1 protein-coding gene is annotated in these 1,626 nt (G+C 31.5%); it reads right to left on the bottom strand.

Translation table 4 applies throughout. The features are described 5' to 3' along the window. Positions 1–500: 500 nt before the first annotated feature. Positions 501–803, bottom strand: coding sequence for a GTP-binding protein (locus tag MAGTDC_RS06165; protein ID WP_462138617.1), 303 nt, complete (start codon positions 801–803; stop codon positions 501–503). Positions 804–1,626 lie beyond the last annotated feature (823 nt).

The raw sequence follows: 1,626 nt of genomic DNA on the forward strand, positions 1-1,626 counted from the left end.
AAATCCATGGAGACTTTCTACAATTCCCTAGAAAAATCCCCATTGAATAGACTATAGATGTTAGAATCAGAAGGATGCTGGAATTAAACCAGAAATTATGTCACAAGAGCTCTGAAAGGTCGTGGACAATAGAATACTTCCACAGTTGACTATCTAGTATTTAGAAGGCTACGCTGTCGGATAATGCCACAAAAAAGAGTAAACAATTTAAACACCACCCTTGAGGAAACACCTGACATCAGGTCTGTTTGAAACGAGCGTGTGCAAAGACAAAATCAAATACTAACATAAGTCAATCCTATTTAATGATACTTGCTACATTAAATAATATCTAGTTGTTACTGGCACTATAATAACATGGATGAATTAAATTTTATTTAACAATATTTGCTTATGCTATTAGTTATTAACAAAACATTCAGAAAGTGTATATTGAAGAACTGTATTATGGTAAATGAATTCAACATGAACCTACTCAGTCCTGATGGGTAACTATTGGACTAAGCACAATCATTTTTGAATACTGTTCCAAAACTTAGTTTTAATTTAAAGGTTTGTGGCCAATGTGGCCTATCGTGTGGAATGAACTCATGGCTTATACGGTCAACACTCATTTTAGAAAGGAATTTTCAATATAAATATATATCTGTTTTGTAACATGCAGATATACCTTTTGTGATGGCTGCTGTAAGTGTTGTTTTTCCATGATCAACATGACCAATAGTACCAACATTACAATGTGGTTTTTCTCTCGAATAGACTTTTTTCTCTGATGGTGCAGCATAATATCTGACAGAACTGATAGTTAAAGATCTTGGTACTGCACAAATGTTCCGACTATTTATCATAACTGTTTGTGTCTGTAACATACACAAAATTAAATACACGATAACGTATACTATAATTAATCAATACAATTGTCATTTTTACAGAATAAAAATTTTAATATTCAAAATACTTTAACAGTATTATTAAAGCTTACATGCTTTAATCTACGTACCAGAGATTATTACATTTTTTAAATAATTTATTTTAACTTAAAAGCTATTAAAAAGCAATTTACTTTTGTTTGCTTTGCTGTGTTACTTTTATATAAAAGTGTTTTTAAGTTATGCCGATATTCTACTTTTCCACATCAATATTCGTCCAATGATGATCAGATTACCCTGGACCTTCTCTTCATTTTTGGTATTATGTGTGACAGTTTCTCTGAATCATGCATCATCATTACTTTTAACTACCATGTTTGCCACGTTGTTAATAATTAATTGCACCAGTCTACATTACTTGTGTAATTAATAGATAACTCCTGCAACACATACCTCCTTTCAATTTCTTCAATAGTTAACTGGGCTTTCTACATACGGTGGGAGGAGGAGGTGGTATTGTGTAACTGACTAATCATTTGTAAACACTAAACGCCAAGATTTTTACCTACCTTTCGTGATCTTTTCACTTCTCAACTACCTTCAAACATCATTAGAAAATTTCAGGGCCGCCAATATATTAATTCTGGCTAATATATAAACCTTCACACTCTTACTATGATGAAAAAAAAACTTGAATAAATTTGATAATATTTAAATGTGTATTTCAGAAGATCTCATAGGCTCGTTAGACGAATTT

It is taken from the genome of Candidatus Hodgkinia cicadicola (genome assembly GCF_002774925.1).